This is a genomic window from Citrobacter europaeus, assembly GCA_020099315.1.
Lineage (GTDB): Bacteria > Pseudomonadota > Gammaproteobacteria > Enterobacterales > Enterobacteriaceae > Citrobacter > Citrobacter europaeus.
Genome location: CP083650.1, coordinates 3,484,745 through 3,501,648, shown reverse-complemented (window position 1 = coordinate 3,501,648; position 16,904 = coordinate 3,484,745). Strand labels below are relative to the sequence as shown.

The 16,904-nt window shown below is 56.5% G+C and carries 15 protein-coding genes and 1 pseudogene; 15 read left to right on the top strand and 1 reads right to left on the bottom strand.

Annotated elements, in window-relative coordinates; genetic code table 11:
• Positions 1-58: 58 nt before the first annotated feature.
• Together nudK and LA337_16585 are read left to right on the top strand one after the other, a co-directional pair.
• Complete coding sequence (gene nudK, locus LA337_16590; GenBank protein ID UBI14785.1) at positions 59-634, top strand: GDP-mannose pyrophosphatase NudK; 576 nt, start codon at positions 59-61, stop codon at positions 632-634.
• Between the two features lie 123 nt (positions 635-757).
• Positions 758-1,801 carry a DUF1176 domain-containing protein gene (locus LA337_16585; GenBank protein UBI14784.1) on the top strand — a complete coding sequence of 348 codons (1,044 nt, stop codon included), beginning with the start codon at positions 758-760 and terminating at the stop codon, positions 1,799-1,801.
• On the opposite strand, the gene tkt is transcribed toward LA337_16585, so the two are convergent.
• Positions 1,791-3,785 (bottom strand): transketolase, encoded by a 1,995-nt coding sequence (gene tkt, locus LA337_16580; protein ID UBI14783.1) that lies wholly within the window; start codon positions 3,783-3,785, stop codon positions 1,791-1,793. The genes LA337_16585 and tkt overlap by 11 nt on opposite strands.
• A gap of 281 nt (positions 3,786-4,066) precedes the next feature.
• Here tkt and maeB point away from each other — a divergent pair, with 281 nt between their 5' ends.
• The 13 genes and pseudogenes from maeB to eutA all read left to right on the top strand — a co-directional run bounded on the left by maeB (position 4,067) and on the right by eutA (position 16,895).
• Positions 4,067-6,346: an NADP-dependent oxaloacetate-decarboxylating malate dehydrogenase gene (gene maeB, locus LA337_16575; protein UBI14782.1), complete on the top strand. Its 2,280-nt coding sequence runs from the start codon at positions 4,067-4,069 to the stop codon at positions 6,344-6,346.
• A 160-nt stretch (positions 6,347-6,506) separates the two neighbouring features.
• Positions 6,507-6,842 (top strand): ethanolamine utilization microcompartment protein EutS, encoded by a 336-nt coding sequence (eutS, locus tag LA337_16570; GenBank protein UBI14781.1) that lies wholly within the window; start codon positions 6,507-6,509, stop codon positions 6,840-6,842.
• Positions 6,843-6,854: 12 nt separating this feature from the next.
• Complete coding sequence (eutP, locus tag LA337_16565; protein ID UBI14780.1) at positions 6,855-7,334, top strand: ethanolamine utilization acetate kinase EutP; 480 nt, start codon at positions 6,855-6,857, stop codon at positions 7,332-7,334.
• Entirely contained in the window at positions 7,312-8,016 is a 705-nt protein-coding gene (gene eutQ, locus LA337_16560) for an ethanolamine utilization acetate kinase EutQ (GenBank protein UBI14779.1), read from the top strand. Before eutP ends, eutQ begins: the two co-directional genes overlap by 23 nt.
• Positions 8,017-8,025: 9 nt before the next feature.
• Positions 8,026-8,829, top strand: coding sequence for an ethanolamine utilization cob(I)yrinic acid a,c-diamide adenosyltransferase EutT (gene eutT / locus LA337_16555; protein ID UBI14778.1), 804 nt, complete (start codon positions 8,026-8,028; stop codon positions 8,827-8,829).
• A pseudogene (gene pta / locus LA337_16550) lies at positions 8,826-9,821 on the top strand (phosphate acetyltransferase). The gene eutT and the pseudogene pta overlap by 4 nt, the downstream one beginning before the upstream one ends.
• Before the next feature lie 182 nt (positions 9,822-10,003).
• Positions 10,004-10,297 (top strand): ethanolamine utilization microcompartment protein EutM, encoded by a 294-nt coding sequence (gene eutM, locus LA337_16545; protein ID UBI14777.1) that lies wholly within the window; start codon positions 10,004-10,006, stop codon positions 10,295-10,297.
• 114 nt (positions 10,298-10,411) lie between these two features.
• Positions 10,412-10,699, top strand: coding sequence for an ethanolamine utilization microcompartment protein EutN (gene eutN, locus LA337_16540; protein UBI14776.1), 288 nt, complete (start codon positions 10,412-10,414; stop codon positions 10,697-10,699).
• Positions 10,700-10,710: 11 nt separating this feature from the next.
• Positions 10,711-12,114, top strand: a complete 1,404-nt coding sequence (locus tag LA337_16535; protein UBI14775.1) for an aldehyde dehydrogenase EutE — start codon at positions 10,711-10,713, stop codon at positions 12,112-12,114.
• Between the two features lie 12 nt (positions 12,115-12,126).
• Positions 12,127-12,966 (top strand): ethanolamine utilization protein EutJ, encoded by an 840-nt coding sequence (gene eutJ / locus LA337_16530; protein ID UBI14774.1) that lies wholly within the window; start codon positions 12,127-12,129, stop codon positions 12,964-12,966.
• A complete protein-coding gene (gene eutG / locus LA337_16525) occupies positions 12,956-14,143 on the top strand; it encodes an ethanolamine utilization ethanol dehydrogenase EutG (protein ID UBI14773.1) in 1,188 nt (395 codons plus the stop codon). Before eutJ ends, eutG begins: the two co-directional genes overlap by 11 nt.
• A 119-nt stretch (positions 14,144-14,262) precedes the next feature.
• Positions 14,263-15,495 (top strand): ethanolamine utilization protein EutH, encoded by a 1,233-nt coding sequence (eutH, locus tag LA337_16520; GenBank protein UBI14772.1) that lies wholly within the window; start codon positions 14,263-14,265, stop codon positions 15,493-15,495.
• Positions 15,492-16,895: an ethanolamine ammonia-lyase reactivating factor EutA gene (eutA, locus tag LA337_16515; GenBank protein UBI14771.1), complete on the top strand. Its 1,404-nt coding sequence runs from the start codon at positions 15,492-15,494 to the stop codon at positions 16,893-16,895. Before eutH ends, eutA begins: the two co-directional genes overlap by 4 nt.
• The last annotated feature ends 9 nt before the right edge of the window (positions 16,896-16,904 follow it).

Sequence of the window (16,904 nt, the reverse complement as noted above, 5' to 3'; positions counted from 1 at the left end):
AAGACAAACCCGGTTTCACGGCGTAGTATTATTTCTCACTTCTTGCTGTGGAGCCGGTATGTCGCAAAAAATTACCCTCATCAAAGATAAAGTCCTCTCCGATAACTACTTCATCCTGCGCAATATCACCTATGACCTGACCCGTAGCACTGGGGAGGTGATTCGTCATAAGCGCGAGGTTTACGATCGCGGTAACGGCGCTACTATCCTGCTGTATAACCCGGAGAAGAAAACGGTGGTGTTAATCCGCCAGTTTCGTGTCGCCACCTGGGTCAACGGTAACGAAGACGGCCAACTGATTGAAACCTGCGCCGGGCTACTGGATAACGACGAACCGGAAGCGTGTATTCGTAAAGAGGCGATTGAAGAGACCGGCTATGAAGTGGGTGAAGTGCGTAAACTGTTCGAACTCTACATGTCGCCGGGCGGCGTAACGGAGCTGATCCATTTCTTTATCGCGCAATACAGCGACAGTCAGCGGGCAAACGCCGGCGGCGGTGTGGAAGATGAAGATATTGAGGTTCTGGAGCTACCGTTCACACAGGCGCTGGAAATGATTAAAACGGGTGAGATCCGTGACGGTAAAACGGTGCTTTTACTGAACTATTTGCAGTCGTCGCATCTCATGGATTAATGCACGGGATTTATATTTCTTTACAAATTTTCGGCCAATCCGACGATTCTTATTGAGCCACATCAGTCGCGCAAGGAAGATACCGCTTAGGCTGTGTGTTTTGACTTCGGGGTTGTACCGTCCATGCGCTATCGCGTTATTTTGCTTTTCCTGCTCGGGTTGCTACCCGTCCGTTTGCTGTGGGCTGCACCCGCTCAGCAAGCGTTTTCTGACTGGCAGGTAACGTGCAATAACCAAAACTTTTGCGTGGCGCGCAATACCGGTGAACATCACGGCCTGGTCATGACCTTAAGCCGCAGCGCCGGGGCGCATACCGACGCCGTGTTGCGTATTGAACTGGGTGGGTTGGAAACATCCACTGTCAAAGAGAGCGATATTGCGCCGCGTCTGCTCCTGGATGGCGCGCCGCTCTCGCTTCGCGGCGAACACTGGCGTATTACTCCCCGGCAACTGATGACCGACGATCCGGCGACCATCAGCGCCTTTTTACAAACCGTACAGGACGCGAAGGCGATAACCCTGCAAAAAGGGACGCAAACCCTGTCACTGGATGGGCTAAAAGCCGCGCTGCTGTTTATCGACGCCCAACAAAAACGGGTCGGTAGCGAAACCGCATGGATCGAAAAAGGCGACGAGCCTCCGCTCAGCGTTCCTCCGGCCCCCGCACTGAAAGGCGTAGCGGTCATTAACCCAACGCCAACCCCCCTCACACAACAAGAGCGCAGTGAACTGCTGGACTACGGTAACTGGCGGATCAACGGTATTCGCTGCTCGATCGATCCGCTGCGGCGCGAGATGCGCGTTACGGCCCTGACGGATGATAAAGCGCTGCTGATGATTGGCTGTGAGGCCGGGGCGTATAACACCATCGATCTGGCGTGGGTGGTTTCACGCACTAACCCTATGACTTCACGCGCGGTACGCCTGAGCCTGCCTTTTAAAACGGATGCGGAAAGTCGCGATATGGAGTTGACCAACGCCACGTTTGACGAGAAGTCGCGGGAGCTGGTAACCCTCGCCAAAGGACGAGGGATGGCAGATTGCGGTATCCAGACCCGCTGGCGCTATGATGGACAGCGGTTTCGCCTGGTGCGCTACGCCCAGGAGCCTAGCTGTGATAACTGGCATGGGCCAGATGCCTGGCCCACGCTGTGGATCACGCGTTAAGCACCTTGTGCGCTTTGTCGACGATGTTATCCACCGTAAAGCCGAAGAATGGGAACAACTTGTCCGCCGGTGCTGACTCCCCATAACCCGTCATGCCGACAATCGCCCCTTTCAGTCCAACATATTTGTACCAGTAGTCGGCAATTCCAGCCTCTACCGCCACGCGCGCGCTGACGTTTGCCGGCAAGACCGACTCCCGGTACGCCTCATCCTGGGCGTCGAAGATATCGGTTGAGGGCAGAGAAACCACCCGCACGTTACGACCTTCGCCGGTCAGTTTTTCCGCCGCCAGCAGCGTGATTTCCATTTCTGAACCGGTAGCAATGAGAATAACATCCGGCTTACCACCGCCATCCTTCAGCACATAGCCACCGCGGGCAATTTGCTGTACCTGCTCAGGCGTGCGTTCAACCTGCGCCAGATTCTGCCTCGAGAGGATCAGCGCCGTTGGCCCGTCATGGCGTTCGACCGCCAGCTTCCAGCCTACCGCCGCCTCAACCTGATCGCACGGCCGCCAGGTGCTGAAATTAGGCGTCAGACGCAGGCTGGCGAGCTGTTCAACGGCCTGGTGCGTAGGACCATCTTCCCCCAGACCAATCGAGTCGTGGGTATAAACCATAATTTGTCGGGCTTTCATCAGCGCCGCCATGCGCGCAGCATTACGGGCGTATTCAACAAACATCAGGAACGTTGCGGTGTACGGTACGAAGCCCCCGTGGTGTGCGATACCGTTGGCAATCGCGGTCATGCCAAATTCCCGCACGCCGTAGTGAATGTAATTTCCTGCATGATCCTCTTTAAGAGAAGTGGAGCCTTTCCAGATGGTCAGATTGCTGGGCGCCAGATCCGCAGAGCCGCCAAGCAGCTCAGGTAGTATCGGCCCGTAGGCGTTAAGGGTATTTTGCGAGGCCTTACGGGTGGCGATTTTGGCCGGATTGGCCTGCAGCTCGGTAATATATTTCTGCGTTGTTGCTTCCCACTCCTTCGGCAGTCCGCCGCTCATCCGGCGGGTAAACTCTGCCGCTAGCTCCGGATGCGCTTGTCGATACGCCGCGAATTTCTCATTCCAGCCCTGTTGCGCTTTTTCGCCTTTCTCGCGTGCGTCCCACGCCCGGTAAATCTCTTTGGGGATTTCAAAAGCAGGATGATGCCATCCCAGCTTCTGCCGGGTCAGCGCCACTTCTTCTTCGCCCAGCGCTGCGCCGTGCGCTTCCTCTTTCCCGGCTTTGTTCGGTGAACCAAAACCAATTACCGTGCGGCAGATAATCAGCGACGGCTTATCGGTAACAGACTGCGCTTCCTGAATCGCTTTTTTCACCGCCTCAGGGTCATGACCGTCAATCTCATGCACCACATGCCAGTGATAGGCCTCAAAGCGTTTCGCGGTATCGTCGGTAAACCAGCCGTCGGTTTCGCCATCAATCGAGATGCCGTTGTGATCGTAAAAGCCAATGAGTTTACCCAGTCCCAGGGTGCCCGCCAGCGAGCACGCTTCGTGAGAAATTCCCTCCATCAGACAGCCATCGCCCATGAATACGTAGGTAAAATGGCTGACAATTTCATGATCCGGCTGGTTAAACTGCGCTGCAAGCGTGCGTTCGGCAATTGCCATCCCGACTGCGTTGGCTAAACCCTGGCCCAGCGGGCCGGTGGTGGTTTCCACTCCCGGCGTGTAGCCAATTTCCGGGTGTCCTGGCGTCTTCGAATGGAGTTGGCGGAAATTCTTTAACTCGTCGAGCGGCAGGTCATAGCCGGAAAGATGCAGCAGGCTGTAAAGCAGCATTGAGGCGTGGCCATTGGACAAAATAAACCGGTCACGATCGTACCAGGTGGGATCGGTCGGGTTATGGCGCAGAAAATCGTTCCATAGCACTTCAGCGATATCGGCCATCCCCATTGGTGCGCCAGGGTGGCCGGAGTTAGCTTTTTGGACGGCATCCATACTTAGCGCACGAATGGCATTGGCAAGCTCTTTACGGGTCATAGGAAATACTCCTTGAAAAGTAAAGTGTTAGATGCGTGTTGTGATTCACACTTTTGGGAAAATTGCGGGCGTTGTCAGCAAAAAGCATAGCAGACAAGCATGGTATTGCTGGATTAAGCAGGTAACATGGCTGTTATAAATTGATAACAAATTCTTTCTTTGAATGGTGAGAGTTTGGGGACCTTCAAAGTTTGTGCCGTTGACTGGGGTGATAATGTGCGGCTCAGTAGAATGGTTACCCGCGCCACTTTTTTTGATAGATACGTGAAAGGAACAACAAGATGGATGACCAGTTAAAACAAAGCGCCCTCGATTTCCACGAGTTTCCGGTACCCGGTAAAATCCAGGTTTCTCCGACCAAGCCTCTGGCAACGCAGCGCGACCTGGCGCTGGCCTACTCGCCGGGCGTGGCTGCACCGTGTCTGGAAATTGAAAAAGACCCGCTGGCAGCCTACAAATATACCGCGCGCGGCAACCTGGTTGCGGTTATTTCTAACGGTACAGCGGTGCTGGGCCTCGGCAACATTGGCGCGCTGGCCGGTAAGCCGGTAATGGAAGGCAAAGGCGTTCTGTTTAAGAAATTCGCCGGGATTGATGTTTTCGACATCGAAGTGGATGAACTCGATCCGGATAAATTTATCAATGTGGTTGCGGCCCTGGAACCCACGTTTGGCGGCATTAACCTCGAAGATATTAAAGCCCCGGAGTGCTTCTACATTGAGCAAAAACTGCGCGAGCGCATGAATATTCCGGTCTTCCACGATGATCAGCACGGTACGGCAATCATCAGTACTGCCGCTATTCTGAACGGTCTGCGGGTGGTTGAGAAAAATATCTCTGACGTGCGCATGGTGGTGTCTGGCGCAGGCGCAGCGGCGATTGCCTGTATGAATCTGCTGGTGGCGCTCGGGATGCAGAAGCACAATATTGTGGTCTGCGACTCCAAAGGCGTGATTTACAAAGACCGCGAACCGAACATGGCGGAAACCAAAGCGGCTTATGCGGTGGTAGATGACGGTAAGCGTACGCTGGATGATGTGATTGACGGCGCAGATATTTTCCTCGGTTGCTCCGGTCCGAAAGTGCTGACCCAGGAAATGGTTAAGAAGATGGCGCGTGCGCCAATGATCCTGGCGCTCGCCAACCCGGAACCGGAAATCCTGCCGCCGCTGGCAAAAGAGGTGCGTTCCGACGCCATCATTTGCACCGGTCGTTCTGACTACCCGAACCAGGTTAACAACGTCCTGTGCTTCCCGTTCATCTTCCGTGGCGCGCTGGATGTCGGCGCTACCGCCATCAACGAAGAGATGAAACTGGCTGCGGTACATGCCATTGCTGAGTTGGCGCACGCCGAACAGAGCGAAGTGGTGGCCTCTGCTTATGGCGATCAGGACCTGAGCTTCGGCCCGGAATACATCATTCCGAAACCTTTCGACCCGCGTCTGATCGTCAAAATAGCCCCTGCGGTGGCGAAGGCGGCGATGGACTCCGGTGTGGCAACGCGTCCGATTGCCGACTTTGATGCGTACATCGATAAGCTGAGCGAATTCGTCTACAAAACCAACCTGTTTATGAAACCGATTTTCTCCCTGGCACGCAAAGCGCCGAAGCGAGTGGTGCTGACGGAAGGGGAAGAGGCGCGTGTGCTGCATGCCACCCAGGAGCTGATCACGTTAGGTCTGGCGAAGCCGATCCTGATCGGTCGTCCGAGCGTTATCGAAATGCGTATCCAGAAACTGGGTTTGCAGATCAAAGCGGGCGTCGATTTTGAAATCGTCAACAACGAGTCCGATCCGCGCTTCAAAGAGTACTGGAGCGAGTACTATCAGATTATGAAACGCCGTGGGATTACCCAGGAGCAGGCGCAGCGCGCGGTGATTGCCAATACTACGGTGATCGGCGCGATCATGGTGCAGCGCGGCGAAGCGGATGCGATGATCTGCGGTACGATTGGCGACTACCATGAACACTTCAGCGTGGTGAAAGAGGTGTTTGGTCATCGCGATGGCGTGCATACTGCCGGGGCGATGAACGCCTTGCTGCTGCCAAGCGGTAACACCTTTATCGCCGATACCTACGTCAACGATGACCCTACGCCGGAGCAACTGGCTGAAATCGCCGTGATGGCTGCAGAAACCGTACGTCGCTTTGGTATCGAACCGAGGGTGGCGCTGCTGTCCCACTCCAACTTTGGTTCATCTGACTGTCCATCGGCCAGCAAAATGCGCGATGCGCTGGAGCTGATTAAGGCGCGTGCGCCAGAGTTGATGATTGACGGCGAAATGCACGGCGACGCCGCGCTGGTGGAAAGCATCCGTAATGACCGTATGCCGGACAGTCCGCTGAAAGGCTCAGCGAATATTCTGGTGATGCCGAATATGGAAGCTGCCCGTATTAGTTACAACTTACTACGCGTTTCCAGTTCTGAAGGCGTTACGGTTGGCCCCGTGCTGATGGGGGTTGCAAAACCGGTTCACGTATTAACGCCGATCGCCTCTGTTCGTCGTATCGTTAATATGGTGGCGCTGGCGGTCGTAGAAGCCCAAACGCAGCCGCTGTAATTTCACTTTAATTTATTTCCGGCGCGGGTTTCTCTCGCGCCTTTTTATTTTCCCTTTCTTAGTGATCCACTTCACCTTTTAAACCTGGTTGCCGAATTTTGTTATTTACTCTGACAAAAAATTGCCACGATGAGGGCAGTTTTAGAGGAGGCGGTGAGCAATGGAAAAAGAACGCATTATTCAGGAATTTGTGCCGGGGAAACAGGTCACGCTGGCGCATCTCATTGCGCACCCCGGCGAAGAACTGGCGAAAAAGATCGGCGTTCCCGAAGCGGGTGCCATCGGCATCATGACGCTGACGCCAGGTGAAACCGCGATGATTGCCGGTGATTTAGCCATGAAGGCGGCAGATGTACATATCGGCTTTCTCGATAGATTCAGCGGTGCGCTGGTTATCTACGGCTCAGTAGGCGCGGTAGAGGAAGCGTTATTACAGACGGTAAGCGGTCTGGGTCGGTTATTAAATTTCACTTTGTGCAATCTGACAAAAAGTTAATCAGAGGCGGCGATGAAACGTATTGCGTTTGTCGGTACGGTGGGGGCGGGGAAAACAACGCTCTTTAATGCGCTACAGGGGAATTATTCCCTCGCCAGAAAAACTCAGGCCGTGGAGTTTAATGAAAATGGCGATATCGACACGCCAGGGGAATATTTCAGCCATCCGCGCTGGTATCACGCCTTAATTACCACGCTGCAGGATGTCGATACGTTGATTTATATACACGCGGCAAATGATAAAGAAAGTCGCTTACCTGCCGGGCTGTTGGATATCGGCGCCAGTAAACGACAAATCGCCGTTATCAGCAAAACGGACATGCCGGATGCCGACGTCGCCGCAACGCGACAACTACTTCGCGGGATGGGGTTTCAGGAGCCGATTTTTGAGCTCAATAGCCATGACCCGCGCAGCGTGCAGCACCTGGTGGATTATCTGACTGAGCTCAGCCAAAAGGAGGAAAGGGCAGGTGAAAAAACTCATCACAGCTAACGATATTCGTGCGGCCCACGCACGCGGCGAACAGGAAATGTCGGTTGTTCTGCGCGCCAGCATCATCACCCCGGAGGCGCGCGAAGTTGCGGAGCTGCTGGGCGTCACCATCAGCGAATGCGATGAATCCGCGCCAACTGCAGCCGCTGCTGCACCGGCGGCGGTGGATGATGGCAAAACGGAAAGCCAACGTATTCGCGAAACCATCATTGCGCAGTTACCGGAAGGGCAGTTTACCGAAAGCCTGGTCGCCCAACTGATGGACAAAGTCATGAAGGAGAAACAGTCGCTGGAGCAAGGCGGAATGCAGCCGAGCTTTAACTCGGTAACCGGCAAAGGCGGTGTCAAAGTCATCGACGGCAGCAGCGTGAAGTTTGGTCGTTTTGACGGCGCACAGCCGCACTGCGTAGGTTTAACCGACCTGGTGACCGACCAGGATGGTAGCAGTATGGCAGCCGGGTTCATGCAGTGGGATAACGCTTTTTTCCCATGGACGCTGAACTACGACGAAATCGACATGATTCTGGAAGGCGAGCTGCACGTTCGTCACGAAGGCGAAACCATGATTGCTAAAGCCGGGGATGTGATGTTTATCCCGAAAGGTTCCAGCATCGAATTTGGCACGCCATCAACGGTGAAGTTTCTGTATGTGGCCTGGCCTGCGAACTGGCAGTCCTGCTAAGGCGGATGTATGAAGGATTTCATTACCGAAGCATGGCTCAGAGCGAATCATACGCTCAGCGAAGGGGCTGAAATTCATCTCCCCGCTGACGCTCGCCTGACGCCGTCTGCCCGGGAATTACTGGAAAGCCGACATCTGCGCATTAAGTTTATTGACGAGCAGGGTAGCTTGTTTATTGATGACGAAGAACAGCAGCCGCAGCCGGTGCATGGCTTAACCAGCAGCGATACGCATCCGCAGGCCAGTTGCGAACTGTGTCATCAACCGGTGGTGAAGAAACCAGACACGCTGACGCATCTGACGGCGGACAAGATGGTCGCCAAAAGCGATCCGCGCCTGGGATTTCGCGCCGCGCTGGACAGCACCATCGCGCTGGCCGTGTGGTTGCAGATAGAGTTGGCGCAACCGTGGCAGCCGTGGCTGGCGGATATCCGTTCGCGCCTGGGCAACATTATGCGCGCCGACGCTATGGATGAGCCGCTGGCAGCACAAGCTATCGTCGGTTTAAGTGACGAAGATTTACACCGGCTTTCGCATCAGCCGCTGCGCTATCTGGACCACGACCATCTGGTGCCTGAGGCCAGCCACGGACGTGATTGCGCGTTGCTTAATCTGCTACGTACTAAAGTCCGAGAAACGGAGACGGTGGCGGCCCAGGTTTTCATCACTCGTAGTTTTGAAGTTATGCGACCGGACATCATGCAGGCGCTCAACCGCCTTTCCAGTACGGTCTACGTGATGATGATTCTGAGCGTGGCGAAGCATCCGCTAACGGTTAGCCAAATTCAACAGCGACTGGGGGAGAAGCCATGATCATTGAACGTGCTCGTCAACTCGCCCAGCGCTCACCTGCACGGGTGGTGTTCCCGGATGCGCTGGATGTTCGGGTGCTGAAGGCGGCTAATTACCTGCACCAGCATGGTCTGGCACATCCCATTCTCGTCGCCAGCCCGTTTGCGCTGCGTCAGTTTGCCCTCAGTCATCGGGTGGCAATGGATGGCATTCAGGTTATCGATCCGCAAAGCAACCTGCCAATGCGCGAAGAATTTGCGCTGCGCTGGCTGGCCCGCGCGGGAGATAAAACGCCTGCGGATGCGCTGGAAAAACTCAACGATCCGCTGATGTTCGCCGCGGCAATGGTCAGCGCGGGCAAAGCAGACGTCTGTATTGCGGGCAATCTGTCATCGACGGCAAACGTGCTGCGCGCCGGGTTACGCATTATTGGGCTACAACCGGGCTGTAAAACGCTGTCGTCAATCTTCCTGATGCTGCCGCAGTACCTCGGGCCGTCATTAGGGTTTGCCGATTGCAGCGTCGTGCCGCAGCCCACCGCCGCACAGCTTGCGGATATTGCGATTGCCAGCGCGCAGACATGGCAGGCGATCACAGGTGAAGAGCCGCGCGTGGCCATGCTGTCGTTTTCAAGTAATGGCAGCGCTCGCCATCCCAACGTCGCTAACGTGCAGCAGGCGACCGAGATCGTCCGTGAGCGTGCTCCACAGCTTATCGTGGATGGGGAACTGCAATTTGATGCCGCCTTTGTTCCGGAGGTCGCCGCGCAAAAAGCGCCCGCCAGTCCGTTAAAGGGCAATGCCAATGTGATGGTCTTCCCATCGCTGGAGGCAGGCAATATTGGCTACAAAATCGCTCAGCGTCTGGGAGGGTATCGCGCAGTTGGTCCGTTGATTCAAGGGCTGGCCGCACCGCTTCATGACCTTTCTCGCGGCTGTAGCGTACAGGAAATTATCGAACTGGCGTTGGTGGCAGCAGTGCCGCGCCAGACTGACGTGAGTCGTGAAAACGCCTCGCACACACTGGTTAATACACAAAATCATTCGCGCAGCGTCGAGGCGGCAAGTGCGGGAACCTCAGGAGCTTACTTAAGTAAGTGACTGAGGTGAGCAAACGCAGCCAACAAAGAGGCTGTGTGAAGGATGAAGTGTATGTATAGGTCCCGTTCTGGACCCCTTAATGAGAGGAAAACACAATGGAAGCATTAGGAATGATTGAAACCCGGGGCCTGGTTGCACTGATTGAGGCTTCTGACGCAATGGTTAAAGCGGCACGCGTGAAACTGGTTGGCGTGAAGCAGATCGGTGGCGGTCTGGTCACTGCCATGGTCCGTGGCGACGTAGCGGCATGTAAAGCGGCAACGGATGCTGGTGCTGCAGCTGCACAGCGTATTGGTGAGCTGGTTTCCGTACACGTGATCCCGCGTCCGCACGGCGATCTGGAAGAAGTGTTCCCGATCAGCTTTAAAGGCGACAGCAACGACATGTAAGTCGTCCATGTGACGCCACAGACTTCATTGCTGGCGTCACCCTCTCTCCTTTTCACATTACCTTCTGCGGAGGGTAGGGGGAGGTTTTACCTGAAATATGCCACGGAGGCGCGTATGAAACTGGCAATCGTCACAGGACAAATTGTTTGTACCGTACGCCATCAGGGGCTCGCGCACGACAAGTTGCTGATGGTGGAAATGATTGACGCCCAGGGAAATCCCGACGGGCAATGTGCTGTTGCGATCGACAGCATCGGGGCGGGAACCGGAGAGTGGGTGCTGCTGGTCAGCGGAAGCTCAGCCCGTCAGGCGCACCGGAATGAATCATCACCTGTCGATCTGTGCGTGATTGGCATTGTCGATGAAGTGGTGGCAGGTGGTCAGGTGATCTTCCATAAATAAGGCAGAAAATCATGAATCAACAGGATATTGAACAGGTCGTGAAAGCGGTGCTGCTGAAAATGAAAGACAGCAGCCAACCGGTCAGTGCCGTTCAAGAAATGGGCGTTTTTGCCTCCCTGGATGACGCAGTGGCGGCAGCAAAACTGGCCCAGCAGGGGCTGAAAAGCGTTGCCATGCGCCAACTGGCTATCACGGCTCTACGTGAGGCGGGCGAAAAGCACGCCAGAGAATTAGCGGAACTTGCCGTCACAGAAACCGGCATGGGACGCGTTGAAGATAAATTTGCCAAAAACGTGGCGCAGGCGCGCGGCACGCCGGGGGTGGAATGCCTGTCTCCACAGGTCCTGACCGGCGATAACGGCCTGACGCTGATTGAAAATGCGCCGTGGGGCGTGGTGGCCTCGGTAACCCCATCCACCAACCCGGCCGCAACCGTCATTAACAACGCTATCAGCCTGATTGCCGCTGGTAACAGCGTGGTCTTCGCACCGCATCCGGCGGCGAAAAAAGTCTCTCAGCGCGCTATCACCCTGCTTAACCAGGCGGTGGTTGCTGCAGGTGGTCCGGCAAACCTGTTGGTGACGGTTGCCAACCCGGATATCGAGACTGCGCAGCGTCTGTTCAAGTACCCAGGTATCGGCCTGCTGGTGGTGACCGGTGGTGAAGCCGTAGTAGACGCCGCGCGTAAGCACACCAACAAACGTCTGATTGCTGCTGGTGCGGGTAATCCGCCAGTGGTGGTTGATGAAACGGCCGACCTGGCGCGCGCGGCGCAGTCGATCGTTAAAGGCGCTTCGTTTGACAACAACATCATCTGCGCCGACGAAAAAGTGCTGATCGTGGTCGATAGCGTCGCTGATGAACTGATGCGTCTGATGGAAAGCCAGCATGCGGTGAAACTGACTGCGGCTCAGGCCGACCAGTTGCAGCCGGTGCTGCTGAAAAATATCGATGAGCGCGGTAAAGGCACGGTCAGTCGTGACTGGGTAGGCCGCGATGCAGGAAAAATCGCTGCGGCGATTGGTCTGAACGTACCGGATCAAACCCGGCTGTTATTCGTCGAAACCTCAGCGACGCATCCGTTTGCCATCACCGAACTGATGATGCCGGTTCTGCCGGTTGTGCGGGTCGCCAACGTTGATGAAGCCATCGAACTGGCGGTCAAGCTTGAAGGCGGCTGCCACCATACGGCGGCGATGCACTCGCGCAATATCGACAACATGAACCGTATGGCAAACGCCATTGATACCAGCATTTTCGTCAAGAACGGACCGTGTATAGCCGGTCTTGGGCTCGGCGGCGAAGGCTGGACGACGATGACCATTACCACGCCAACCGGGGAAGGGGTGACCAGCGCGCGTACGTTTGTGCGTCTGCGTCGCTGCGTGTTGGTGGACGCCTTCAGAATCGTATAAGGAGTAAAAGAGATGGCGCACGACGAACAACGTTGGCTGACACCCAGGCTGCTCAAAGCGGCAACGCTATGTAACCAGACGCCTGCTGCGAGCGATTCACCGCTGTGGCTGGGCGTGGATTTGGGAACGTGTGATGTGGTGTCGATGGTTGTTGACAGTGACGGGCAGCCGGTTGCGGTTTGCCTGGACTGGGCCGATGTCGTGCGCGATGGCATCGTCTGGGATTTCTTCGGTGCGGTGACCATCGTTCGTCGCCATCTCGATACGCTCGAACAACAGCTAGGTTGCCGTTTTACCCATGCGGCAACCTCGTTTCCACCGGGAACGGACCCGCGAATTTCGATCAACGTGCTGGAGTCTGCCGGGCTTGAAGTAAGTCATGTGCTCGACGAACCGACCGTCGTGGCGGATCTGTTGCAGCTCGATAACGCTGGCGTGGTGGATATCGGTGGCGGCACCACCGGGATAGCCATTGTGAAGCAGGGCAAAGTGACTTATTCCGCCGATGAAGCGACCGGTGGGCACCATATTTCTCTGACGCTGGCGGGGAACCGCCGCATCCAGTTGGAGGAAGCCGAGCAGTACAAGCGCAGCAACGGCAAAGAAATCTGGCCAGTGGTTAAGCCGGTCTACGAAAAGATGGCGGAGATCGTGGCTCACCATATAGCAGGACAGGGCATCGCTGACTTGTGGTTGGCCGGTGGCTCCTGTATGCAGCCGGGCGTTGATGAACTGTTTCGTAAGCGTTTCCCGGAACTGCAGGTGCATTTACCCCAGCACAGCCTGTTTATGACCCCGCTGGCGATTGCAAATAGCGGAAAAGAAAAAGCGGAAGGAATCTATGCAAGCTGAATTGCAGACCGCGCTCTTTCAGGCATTCGATACCCTGAATCTGCAACGCGTAAAAACGTTTAGCGTTCCACCGGTTACGTTATGTGGACTGGGAGCGCTCAGTACCTGCGGACAGGAAGCACAAACGCGCGGACTGACGCATATGTTCGTCATGGTTGACAGCTTCCTGCATCAGGCAGGGATGACCGCCGCACTGGAGCGTAGTCTGGCGATGAAGGGCGTGGCGATGACGCTGTGGCCGTGCCCGGTGGGCGAACCGTGCATCACGGACGTCTGCGCAGCGGTCGCGCAATTGCGTGAATCGAAGTGCGATGGCGTAGTGGCCTTCGGCGGCGGTTCCGTACTGGATGCCGCAAAGGCAGTGGCGTTGCTGGTGACCAACCCCACCCAGACGCTGGCTGACATGGACGAGCGCAGCACGTTACGCCCACGTCTGCCGCTGATTGCCGTACCGACTACCGCCGGAACGGGCTCAGAAACCACTAACGTCACGGTGATTATCGACGCCGCGACTGGACTCAAACAAGTGCTGGCCCACGCAACACTGATGCCGGATGTGGCGATCCTTGACGCCGCGCTGACGGAAGGTGTGCCCGCACACGTCACGGCGATGACCGGGATCGATGCGCTGACGCACGCTGTTGAAGCGTATAGCGCGCTGAACGCGACGCCGTTTACCGACAGCCTGGCGATTGGCGCGATTGCGATGATCGGTAAATCGCTGCCGAAGGCCGTCGGCTACGGTCAGGATCTGGCGGCGCGGGAAAGTATGCTGCTGGCTTCCTGTATGGCCGGGATGGCGTTTTCCAGTGCGGGGCTGGGTCTGTGTCACGCGATGGCGCACCAGCCGGGCGCTGCGCTGCACATCCCGCATGGACAGGCTAACGCCATGCTGCTGCCGACGGTAATGGGGTTCAACCGCCTGGTGTGTCGTGAGCGCTTCAGCCATATCGGACGGGCGTTAACCAACAAGAAGTCGGACGATCGCGATGCCATCAACGCTGTCAGCGAGCTGATTAGCGAAGTGGGCCAAACCAAACGACTCTCCGACGTGGGAGCAAAACCCGAGCATTACAGCGCATGGGCTCACGCCGCGCTGGAGGATATTTGTATTCGCAGTAACCCACGCACCGCCACGCAGGCACAGATTATCGACCTGTACGCGGCTGCCGGGTAATGCCTGTAGGCCGGATAAGGTGCTCGCACCGCCATCCGGCAATAACACGGCGTTAATGCCGGAGGCGACGTAAACGTCTTATCCGGCCTACAAATCACAAATGACAGGGAGTAGGGGCTATGGGAATTAACGAAATCATCATGTACATCATGATGTTCTTTATGCTGATTGCCGCCGTGGACAGGATCCTGTCGCAGTTCGGCGGTTCGGCGCGCTTCCTCGGTAAGTTCGGTAAGAGTATTGAGGGGTCGGGCGGCCAGTTTGAAGAAGGTTTTATGGCGATGGGCGCGCTGGGCCTGGCGATGGTCGGTATGACCGCTCTGGCGCCGGTACTGGCGCATGTGCTCGGGCCGGTGATTATTCCGCTGTACGAAATGCTGGGCGCGAACCCGTCGATGTTTGCCGGAACGCTGCTGGCGTGCGATATGGGCGGCTTCTTCCTGGCGAAAGAACTGGCGGGCGGCGACGTTGCGGCGTGGCTGTACTCAGGCCTGATCCTCGGGGCGATGATGGGGCCGACGCTGGTGTTCTCCATTCCGGTTGCGCTGGGGATTATTGAACCATCTGACCGTCGTTATCTGGCGCTGGGTGTGCTGGCCGGTATCGTCACCATTCCGATTGGTTGTATTGCGGGTGGTTTGATAGCGATGTACTCCGGCGTCGAAATCAACGGGCAGCCGGTGGAGTTCACCTTCGCGCTGATCCTGATGAATATGATCCCGGTGCTGATCGTGGCCGTGCTGGTGGCGTTGGGACTGAAATTCATCCCGGAAAAAATGATCAACGGTTTTCAGATCTTCGCGAAATTCCTCGTGGCGCTGATCACCATCGGCCTGGCGGCAGCGGTAATTAAGTTCCTGCTCGGCTGGGAGCTGATTCCGGGTCTTGATCCCATCTTCATGGCACCGGGCGACAAGCCGGGTGAAGTGATGCGCGCCATCGAAGTTATCGGTTCTATCTCTTGCGTACTGCTCGGTGCGTACCCAATGGTTCTGCTGCTGACCCGCTGGTTTGAAAAACCGCTGATGAGCGTCGGTAATCTGTTAAAAATCAATAATATTGCGGCTGCAGGCATGGTCGCGACGCTGGCGAACAACATCCCAATGTTCGGCATGATGAAGAATATGGATACCCGCGGCAAAGTGATCAACTGCGCCTTTGCGGTCTCCGCGGCCTTTGCATTGGGTGACCACTTAGGCTTCGCCGCTGCCAACATGAACGCGATGATTTTCCCGATGATTGTCGGCAAGTTGATTGGCGGCGTGACGGCGATTGGTGTGGCTATGCTGTTGGTACCGAAAGATGAAGATGTGCCAGCAGAAGTAGAAACCAACCCGGAGGCGCAATCGTGAATACTCGCCAGCTACTGAGCGTCGGTATCGATATCGGCACCACCACCACTCAGGTGATCTTCTCGCGCCTTGAGCTGGTTAACCGTGCGGCAGTGTCGCAGGTGCCGCGCTACGAATTCATCAAACGCGAAATTAGCTGGCAAAGCCCGGTTTTCTTTACCCCCGTTGATAAGCAGGGCGGGTTGAAAGAGGCCGAACTTAAGGCGCTGATCCTCGCCCAGTATCAGGCAGCGGGTATCAAGCCTGAGGCCGTCGATTCCGGTGCGATCATCATTACTGGAGAAAGTGCCAAAACCCGCAATGCGCGACCGGCGGTGATGGCGCTCTCCCAGTCGCTGGGGGACTTCGTGGTTGCCAGCGCCGGTCCGCATCTGGAATCGGTGATTGCCGGTCACGGCGCGGGGGCTCAAACCCTGTCAGAGCAGAAGTTGTGCCGCGTACTGAATATCGACATCGGTGGCGGTACGTCGAACTACGTCTTGTTTGATGCCGGAAAGGTCAGCGGTTCGGCTTGCCTGAACGTCGGCGGACGATTGCTGGAAACTGATGGCCAGGGGCGAGTGGTGCATGCGCATCAGCCGGGGCAAATGATTGTTGATGACGTATTTGGCCCAGGTACCGACGCTCGTTCGCTTAACGCCACGCAACTGGTTCAGGTGGCGCGACGGATGGCGGCGCTGATTGTGGAAGTGATTGACGGTACGCTTTCACCGCTGGCGCAGGCACTGATGCAAACCGGTCTGCTGCCTGCGGGCGTGAAACCGGAAGTGATTACGTTGTCCGGCGGGGTGGGCGAGTGCTACCGCAACCAACCTGCCGATCCGTTCTGTTTTTCCGACATCGGGCCGCTGCTCGCCACGGCGCTGCATGAACATCCGCGCCTGCGTGAGATGAACGTGCAGTTTCCGGCGCAAACCGTGCGTGCCACGGTGATTGGCGCCGGGGCGCATACGCTGTCGCTTTCGGGCAGCACTATCTGGCTGGAAGGTGTGGCGCTTCCGCTGCGCAATCTGCCGGTGGCGATTCCGGTTGATGAGGCTGATTTGGTAGCCGCCTGGCAGCAAGCGCTGATGCAACTCGATCTGGACCCGCAAACGGACGCCTACGTGCTGGCGCTGCCCAGTTCGCTGCCGGTGCGCTACGCCGCGCTGTTAACGGTTATTGATGCGCTGCTGGCTTTTGTCGCGCGCTATCCGAATCCGCATCCCCTGCTGGTGGTAGCCGAGCAGGATTTTGGTAAAGCCCTGGGCATGCTGTTACGCCCACAGTTACAGCAACACCCGCTGGCGGTCATCGATGAGGTGGTTGTCCGGGCGGGGGACTATATCGACATTGGTACGCCTCTTTTTGGCGGATCGGTTGTGCCGGTGACGGTGAAATCACTCGCATTTCCTTCCTGAGGGAACGAC